Below are 8,031 nucleotides of genomic sequence, written 5' to 3'. Positions count from 1 at the left end.
GGCCGCGAGCAGGGCCGCGGCGGCCCGCAACGCAGCCAGGTGCGCATCGACGTAGCGCTCACCCGCGCTGCCGGCCCCACAGGCCGCCAGCAACGTCGTCCGCGAGCGTTCCAGCAGTTCGAGCACGGTGTCCGCGACCGGGGCCTGCGGTGCCGCGGCGGTGGAGTGGATGGTGGTCACGTCGTCTCCCTTGGTCTGTGGCGATGGCTGGTGCGGTCGGCTGGTTGCGGTCGGTCGGTCGGTTGCGGGCGGTTGGTCGCCGACGGATCGCGTGCGCGTGGTCGGTGCGGTCTCGGCGGGGCCGGTGCGGTGCAGACCGGTCAGTCCGCGACGCGGACCAGGCGCCAGGCCTGGTCTCGGTCGCCTCCGGCCAGGTCGTAGACCCCGCTGCCTCGGTGGCGTCCGGCACTGGCCACGACCCGCCAGATCTCCTGCTCGAGGTCGTCCGGCCCGGGCACGCCATCGCCGGTCGTGTCCTCACTGGAGCCGGCGTCGAACCCGGACCGGTCCAGCGCGTCCCGCCACCACGCCCGGCGCTCACGCCAGTGGTCGAGCACCTCCCGGACGACGTAGAGCCGTCCCCGCCAGAGGAAGGCCGAGGGAGCGGCGGCCAGAACAGTGCTGCCCGTGCTGCCAGTACTGCCCGTGCTGCCAGTGCTGCTGACGTCTGACCGGGACTGCACCTCGACCGGCTCGTGGTAACGACGCACCATGACCACTCCTCCGCGGGCCTCGCCGCCCGGCAGGGCGGCGGACGGGGTCGAGGCGCCCGCCGCCACACCGGACGAACCAACTATCTCGAACGTTTGTTCGATACGGACGAATGTACCCCACTGCGCCGACAGCCCGTCAAGTCCCTGTGGAGAACCTCGGACGCGGCCGTCACACCGCGACGCCCGCACGTCCCGGACCGGCCCAGCGCCGTCCAGATGGCGAGTCTCGGGGGCAAACGGACCGGGTCATGGCTACCGTTTCGTCATGACCGAAGCCTCAGGGTTCGAGGTGCGTGACAGCCCCTCCGTGCTCCGCGTCGTCCAGGTCCTGCAGGAGCAACGGGTCCGGGGTGCGGTGACCATCCTCGACGAGCACGCCCGCACCGCGCGCCTGGCCGCCGACCAGCTCGGCATCGACATCGGCCAGATCGCCAACTCGCTGATCTTCCGGGCGCACCTCGAGGACGGCGAGGTCGCTCCCCTGCTCGTCCTCGCCTCGGGCGCCCACCGGGTCGACATCGTCCAGGTCGCCGACACGCTCGGTCTCGACGAGATCAGCAAGGCGGACGCCGCCTTCGTCCGCGAGCACACCGGGTTCGCCATCGGCGGGGTGCCGCCCATCGCACACCGCACGCCACCGCTCACGGTCGTCGACATCGCCCTGAGCCGCTACCGCCAGGTGTGGGCGGCCGCAGGTCATCCCCGGGCCGTGTTCCCCACGTCGTACAACGAGCTGCTCCGCCTCACCGGTGGGCAGTCGGCAGAGGTCGCCTGAGCACCCGAGCCGCCGCCTGGTCATCGGTCCGCAGCCCGGGCAACGGGTCCGGCTGGGCACCTCGGTCCGCCGGCTGAGACTCTGCGGATGCCGACGCGGCCGAAATCCGCCACCATGGGACCGCACCGCACCACACGGTGGGGTGGCGTGTGTGCGCCGGCACGGGAACGGCAGGGGTCCTGGGAGGGGAGGACCCGTGCCGGTCCCGTGCCACGTCCGGCCCTGCGTCTGCCCCCACGTCCGGTCCGGCGTCCACGGCCACGTCCACGGTCCACGTCCACGGCCGGCAGAGGCATCTCAGAGGTGCCGGGCCCTCCGCTGCGCGCACCGCGGCCGCAGGCACCGGTCAGCGGTCATCGGGAGGCGGCCAGGCCGGCCGGGTCGGTGTTGCCGCCGCAGACCACGACCCCCACCCGCTCCCCCGGCTGTGGCGCGTAGGCACCGCCCGACAGCGCAGCCACGGCCGTCGCGCCGCCGTGCTCGGCCGCGAGACGCAACCGGTCCCACAGGCGTTGGCGCGCTTCGATGATCGCCGTGTCGCTCACGAGGACGCTCGTCACACCGGCCCCCGACAGGATGCCAAACGCGATCTCGCCGATCCGCTTTGCCCCCAACGAATCCGAGGCGACGCCCGAGACCTCGACGTCCACGGGCTCACCGGCCTCGAGGGCCGCGTGCAGCGTCGGGATGGATTCAGGCTCGACCGCCACCACCCGGGCCCGGCCACCGAGCGCCGCCGCCACACCGGCCGACAACCCACCACCGCCGACGGCCACCAGCACGGTGTCGAGGTCCGGCACCTGCTCGAGCAGCTCGGACCCGACCGTGCCTTGTCCTGCCACGACATCCGGCTGGTCGTAGGCGTGCACGAAGAGGGCGCCCGACTGCCGTGCGCGAGCCGCGCACGCGGCATACGCATCGGCATACAGGGCTCCGGTGACGGTCACCTCGGCACCGGTGGCCCGGATGCCCTCGACCTTGACCCGGCTGGCGGCGTCGGGGACGAAGACCTCGGCCGGTATGCCGAGCTGTCGCGCCGCGTGCGCGACGGCCAGTCCGTGGTTGCCGCCGGAGGCCGCGATCACGCCGCTCCCCGGCAGCTCCCCCTGCTCCTGCGCCGCCAGGATGCGGTTGAAGGCACCGCGCGCCTTGAACGAGCCGGTGTGCTGCAGCAGCTCGAGCTTGAGCACCACCGGTTCGCCGACGCCGAAGGCGCCGCCCTCCACCTCGATCACCGGGGTGCGTCGGACGTGTCCGGCAACGCGGGAGCGGGCGGCGGGGACGTCGATCGGTGCGGTCACCCGACCCACCGTATCGGCCAGCGTTGAGCGCACACCGTCACCTATGGTGACCCCCATGGCCCGCTACTTCGACGTGCACCCGGACAACCCCCAGCCACGGGTCATCGCCAAGACCGTGGACCTGATCCGGTCCGGTGGGCTGATCGCCTACCCCACCGACTCCTGCTTCGCGCTGGGCTGTGCCCTCGGCAACCGCGACGGGCTGGAGCGCATCCGGACGATCCGCAAGCTCGACAGCAAGCACCACTTCACCCTCATGTGCCGCGACTTCAGCCAGCTCGGTCAGTTCGTCCAGATCGACAACCAGGTCTTCCGCAAGATCAAGGCGACGACGCCAGGGCAGTACACCTTCATCCTGCCCGCCCTCAAGGAGGTCCCCCGGCGGATGCTCCACCCGAAGAAGAAGACGGTCGGAGTGCGGATCCCTTCGCACCGCGTCGTCCTCGCGCTGCTGGCCGGGCTCGGCGAACCGCTGCTGTCCAGCACGCTGCTGCTGCCGGGAGAGGACGAGCCGATGACGCAGGGGTGGGAGATCAAGGAGACCCTGGACCACCAGGTCGACGCGGTGCTCGACTCCGGCGACACCGGGGCCGAGCCGACCACGGTGGTGGACTTCTCGGGTGGTTTCCCGGAGATCGTCCGGCTCGGTGCCGGCGACCCTGCGCCGTTCGAGTGATCCGGGCGCGCTCCCGCCGAGCCCGTCGAGCCGTGCTGGCAAACATCGCCGAGAACCCGGTGCGCCGGCCGCTCATCCCACCTTTGCCAGCGTGGCGCGACGACGGTCAGGCGTGATGCGGCCCCGCGGCTTCCGGGACCAGGTTGGTGTAGACCTCGAGCGTCGCGGTGGAGCGGTTCATCGTGTAGAAGTGCAGGCCGGGCGCGCCCTCGTCACGCAACCGGGAGGCGAGCTCGGTCGCGATATCGACGCCGACCGCGCGCAGGGCCACCCGGTCCTCCGCCACGGGCTCGAGTCGGCGGATGACGTTCTCGGGCAACGGGGTCCCGGACAGCTCGGCCATCCGGGTGATCTGGCTGAAGTTCGTCACCGGCATGAGCCCCGGGATGATCGGCATGGTGCGGCCGCTCGCGTCGACCCGATCGCGCAACCGCAGGTAGGTGTCGGGGTCGAAGACGAACTGCGTCACGGCGAACTCGGCTCCCGCATCAGCCTTGCGCACCAGCACCTCGGCGTCGTGCTCGAGGCTCGGCGACTCGGGGTGCCGGTCGGGGAACGCCGCCACCCCGACGGTGAACGTGCCGAGGCCGCGCACCAGGGAGACCAGCTCGTCGGCGTGGTCGAGGCCCCCCGGGTGCGGCGTCCACGGGGTGCCCAGACCGCCCGCCGGGTCCCCGCGCAGGGCGAGGATGTTACGGATGCCGGCCCCGGCATACTCGCCGACGACCTGCCGCAGCTCGGCCACGGAGCTGCCCACGCAAGTCAGGTGCGCCATCGCGGTGAGGGTCGTCTCGCGGGCGATCCGCCCGGTGATGCGCACGGTGCGGTCGCGGGTCGTGCCACCGGCGCCATAGGTCACCGACACGAAAGTCGGGTGCAGCCGCTCGAGCCGGCGGATCGACTCCCACAGCGCCACCTCGGCGTCGTCGGTCTTGGGAGGGAAGAACTCGAAGCTGTAGGACGTGCCCTCCCCCGCGAGCATCTGCGGGATGGACCGCATCGCGTTCGCTGCCTTCGGCATGGTCGATGCGGTTCCGTGGGCCATACCCGTCAGCCTAGGCGACGCCGGGCACCGTAGGCTCGAGGTAGTCACCCTCCGGGAGGTCCGTTGTCGAACCCACTCGACGCCTACCGCCTGCGCGCACGCGTGCAGGCGGTGGTCGACGCCGAGATCGCGACGCAGGAGGCGGTCCTGGCCGAGATCGGCGCTGACATGACGCCGTTCGTCGACCTGGTGGCGTCCCTGGTGCGTGGCGGCAAACGGTTGCGCGCCGCGTTCTTCTACTGGGGCTACCGCGCCGGCGGCGGGCCGGACAGCGACGCGGCGATCCGGGCCGCCGCGTCGATGGAGTTCTTCCAGGCCGCCGCGCTGCTGCACGACGACGTCATGGATGGCAGCGACACCCGTCGCGGTATGCCGTCCGCCCACCGCCGCCTCGCCGCCCACCACGCCGCCCAGGGCTGGTCGGGCAACGCCGCGCGGTACGGCGAGGCGGGGGCCATCCTCGCCGGCGACCTCTGCCTGACCTGGACCGACGAGATGTATGCCACCAGTGGGCTGCCGGCGCACGAGACCGCGCGCGGACGTGAGCTGTTCGACCGGATGCGCACCCAGCTCATGGGCGGGCAGTTCCTCGACGTCCTGGAGTCGGTCCGCGGGTGGGACGGGCTGTCCGCGCAGGAACGGGTCGAGCGCGCTCGCCACGTGATCCGCTACAAGAGCGCGAAGTACACCGTCGAGCATCCGCTGCTGATCGGCGCCACCGCGGCCGGGGCGCAGGAGGGCGACCTGGCAGCGCTGTCGCGCTACGGCCTCGCGCTCGGTGAGGCCTTCCAGCTGCGCGACGACGTGCTGGGCGTGTTCGGCGACCCGGAGGCAACCGGCAAACCGGCGGGCGACGACCTGCGCGAAGGCAAGCGCACGGTGCTCGTCGCCCAGTCGCTCGCGTCCGCGGAGCCCGACGAGATCGCCTTGTTCGACAAGCTGCTCGGCGTCGCCGACCTCGATGACGAGCAGGTGGCGCAGCTGCGCGCGGTGATCAGCTCGACCGGCGCCCTCGACCGGGTGGAGCAGATGATCACCGAGCAGGCGCAGGCGGCCCACGACCACCTGCACTCGGCCCAGGGGCTCACCGCCGAGGGTGTGGCGACCCTCGAGTCGCTGATCGGCCTGTCCACCGCCCGCTCGGCGTGAACGCCGGCCCCACCGACCACGTCGTCGTCGTGGGCGCGGGTCTGGCCGGGCTCTCGGCCGCCCTGCACCTGGCCGGTGCGGGTCGACGGGTGACCGTGCTGGAACGAGAGTCCTTCCCCGGGGGGCGAGCCGCGCGGGTGGTCCGCAAGGGCGGCGGCGGCACCTACCACCTCGACAGCGGCCCCACCGTGCTGACGATGCCCGAGTTGCTCGAGGACTGCTTCGCCGCCGTCGGCGAGTCACTCGGCGACCACGTCACGCTGCGCCGTCTCGACCCCGCCTACCGGGCCAGGTTCGCCGACGGCACGACCCTGGACCTGACCTCCGACCGCGACAAGATGGTGCAGCGCATCAGCGAGTTCGCCGGCGCGGCCGAGGCCCGTGGCTACGAGCGCTACGTCGACTTCATCACCACGCTCTACCGACTCGAGGTCCGCGACTTCATCGACCGCAACTTCGACTCGGTGCTCGGGCTCGCGAGACCCTCCCTGGCCAGACTCGCCGGTCTGCGCGCCTTCTCGCGCCTCGCGCCCACCGTCGCGCGCTACTTCCGTGACGAGCGGCTGCAGCGCGTCTTCACCTTCCAGTCGCTGTATGCCGGCCTGTCGCCGCAGCGGGCCCTCGCCCTCTACGCCGTGATCTCCTACATGGACCTGGTCGCCGGAGTCTCCTACCCCGACGGCGGGATGCACGCCATACCCACGGCCATGACCGGGGCGGCGTCGCGGGCAGGTGTCGAGCTCGTCTACGACACCGAGGTCTCGCAGGTGCGGTGGCAGGGCAACCGGGTCTCCCGCCTCGTCGCCGCCGACGGGCGCTCGTGGAGCGCGGACGCCGTGGTCATGACACCGGACGCCCCCCTCGCCCGCCGGCTGCTCGGGCGGCCCGCCGCTCGGGAGTCGACGACCCGCTACTCCCCCTCCTGCGTGGTGCTCGCCGCGGGGCTGCGGACGGGCTGGCCGGCGCAGGCACACCACACGATGACCTTCGGCCGCACCTGGTCCGGTGTCTTCGAGGACCTCGAGCACGGTCGGCTCATGCGTGATCCGTCGTTCCTCGTCTCGCTGCCGTCGACCACCGACCCGTCGCTCGCTCCCCCGGGGCACAGCTCGGCATACGTGCTCTTCCCCGCGCCCAATCTCGCGGCGGGCCAGCTCGACTGGGGCAGGCTGCGTGTCCCCTACCGTGAGCACATGCTGAGCACCGTTGAGAGGGCAGGCTTCTCGGGGTTCTCGGACGCCATCGAGGTCGAGGAGCTGATCACTCCGGCAGACTGGGACGAGCGCGGGATGGCCGCCGGGACCCCCTTCGCCGCGGCGCACACCTTCGGCCAGACCGGCCCGTTCCGGCTGCCCAACCACGTCGGCGCCAACGTGGTGCTCGCCGGGTCCGGCACAGTGCCTGGGGTCGGCGTGCCGATGGTGCTGATCAGCGGCCGGCTCGCCGCCGAACGGCTCGTCGGGGTCGATCCGGCCTACCGGTCGCGGGCATGGCGGTGACACCCGTGCCGGACGACCCCGCGCTGGCCGCGGCCTACGAGCACTGCCGCAGGATCCACGCAGCGCACGGCCGCACCTACTACCTGGCCACCCGGTTGCTGCCGGCACCCGTGCGTCCGCACGTCTGGGCGCTCTACGCGTTCGCCCGGACCGCGGACGAGATCGTGGACAGCCCGTCGGGTCACGATCCCCAGGCGCTACCCGACTGGGCACGCACCGCGATGCGGACCCTGCGCGCGGCCGAGCCGCCGCATCCGCTGGTCGACCCGCTGCTGGCCGCGACCTGGTCCACGATGCGCACCTACGCCCTCGACCCGACCCTGGTCGAGGAGTTCCTGGCCTCGATGAGCATGGACCTCACCGTCTCGCGCTACCAGACCTGGGGTGACCTGCTCTCCTACATGCGTGGCAGTGCAGCGGTGATCGGCGAGCTGATGGCGCCGATCCTGGGCGCGAGCGGCCCGGAGGCGCTGCAGCGGGCGGGAGCCCTCGGCGAGGCGTTCCAGCTGACCAACTTCATCCGGGATGTCTCAGAGGACTTCCACCGCGGCCGCATCTACCTGCCGCTGGAGGACCTTCGGGCGCACGACGTCTCGGAGGCCCTGCTCGAGGCGGCCATCCGCAGCACCCGGCCGGACGCACGGGTGCGGGCCCTGGTGGCGTTCGAGGTGGACCGCGCCAGGCAGCTCTACCTCGAGGCGGCCCCGGGTCTGGCCATGGTGGCCGACACGAGCCGGCCCTGCCTGGAGGCGGCCTACCGCCTCTACGGCGGGATCCTCGACGAGGTGGAGCGGCACGACCACAACGTGTTCGCCGGCCGCGTGCACGTGCCGACCCGGCGGCGGCTCGCCACCGCCGCCGGGTCGGCACGTG

At 72.3% G+C, this 8,031-nt stretch carries 8 protein-coding genes and 1 pseudogene; 5 read left to right on the top strand and 4 right to left on the bottom strand.

The genetic code is table 11. The features are described 5' to 3' along the window. A pseudogene (locus FRW57_RS13945) lies at positions 1-180 on the bottom strand (SAV_6107 family HEPN domain-containing protein); the annotation flags it as partial. A 140-nt stretch (positions 181-320) separates the two neighbouring features. Continuing rightward, positions 321-713 carry a DUF6504 family protein gene (locus FRW57_RS13940; RefSeq protein WP_238384598.1) on the bottom strand — a complete coding sequence of 131 codons (393 nt, stop codon included), beginning with the start codon at positions 711-713 and terminating at the stop codon, positions 321-323. Between the two features lie 265 nt (positions 714-978). Between FRW57_RS13940 and FRW57_RS13935 the strand changes: the two genes are divergently transcribed. Then, a complete protein-coding gene (locus FRW57_RS13935; protein ID WP_137121056.1) occupies positions 979-1,488 on the top strand; it encodes a YbaK/EbsC family protein in 510 nt (169 codons plus the stop codon). A gap of 353 nt (positions 1,489-1,841) precedes the next feature. Here the strand turns inward: FRW57_RS13935 and FRW57_RS13930 are convergent, their stop codons facing one another. Next, positions 1,842-2,789: a threonine/serine dehydratase gene (locus FRW57_RS13930; RefSeq protein ID WP_238999429.1), complete on the bottom strand. Its 948-nt coding sequence runs from the start codon at positions 2,787-2,789 to the stop codon at positions 1,842-1,844. Between the two features lie 55 nt (positions 2,790-2,844). On the opposite strand from FRW57_RS13930, the gene FRW57_RS13925 reads away from it, so the two are divergent. Then, positions 2,845-3,465, top strand: a complete 621-nt coding sequence (locus FRW57_RS13925; protein WP_137121053.1) for an L-threonylcarbamoyladenylate synthase — start codon at positions 2,845-2,847, stop codon at positions 3,463-3,465. Between the two features lie 106 nt (positions 3,466-3,571). Here FRW57_RS13925 and metF read toward each other — a convergent pair whose 3' ends face one another. Continuing rightward, positions 3,572-4,510, bottom strand: a complete 939-nt coding sequence (metF, locus tag FRW57_RS13920; protein WP_152186264.1) for a methylenetetrahydrofolate reductase [NAD(P)H] — start codon at positions 4,508-4,510, stop codon at positions 3,572-3,574. Between the two features lie 63 nt (positions 4,511-4,573). Here metF and FRW57_RS13915 point away from each other — a divergent pair, with 63 nt between their 5' ends. The 3 genes from FRW57_RS13915 to FRW57_RS13905 all read left to right on the top strand — a co-directional run. Then, a complete protein-coding gene (locus tag FRW57_RS13915; RefSeq protein ID WP_137121051.1) occupies positions 4,574-5,659 on the top strand; it encodes a polyprenyl synthetase family protein in 1,086 nt (361 codons plus the stop codon). Then, positions 5,656-7,158, top strand: a complete 1,503-nt coding sequence (gene crtI / locus FRW57_RS13910) for a phytoene desaturase family protein (RefSeq protein ID WP_152186263.1) — start codon at positions 5,656-5,658, stop codon at positions 7,156-7,158. Before FRW57_RS13915 ends, crtI begins: the two co-directional genes overlap by 4 nt. Next, on the top strand, positions 7,149-8,031 hold an 883-nt coding region (locus tag FRW57_RS13905; protein WP_152186262.1), incomplete at its 3' end, for a phytoene/squalene synthase family protein. The genes crtI and FRW57_RS13905, both read left to right, overlap by 10 nt.

The sequence above is a fragment of the Segeticoccus rhizosphaerae genome (assembly GCF_009192725.1).
In the GTDB taxonomy this organism is placed as follows: Bacteria; Actinomycetota; Actinomycetes; order Actinomycetales; family Dermatophilaceae; genus Segeticoccus; species Segeticoccus rhizosphaerae.
The sequence above is the reverse complement of the archived record's forward strand: the minus strand, read 5'-3'. Positions and strand labels throughout refer to the sequence as shown.

Bases quoted from the DNA above. Each gene is read 5' to 3' on its own strand.
- FRW57_RS13935 (WP_137121056.1), top strand. From the start codon at position 979: ATGACCGAAGCCTCAGGGTTCGAGGTGCGTGACAGCCCCTCCGTGCTC.
- metF (WP_152186264.1), bottom strand. From the start codon at position 4,510: ATGGCCCACGGAACCGCATCGACCATGCCGAAGGCAGCGAACGCGATG.
- FRW57_RS13940 (WP_238384598.1), bottom strand. From the start codon at position 713: ATGGTGCGTCGTTACCACGAGCCGGTCGAGGTGCAGTCCCGGTCAGAC.
- FRW57_RS13925 (WP_137121053.1), top strand. From the start codon at position 2,845: ATGGCCCGCTACTTCGACGTGCACCCGGACAACCCCCAGCCACGGGTC.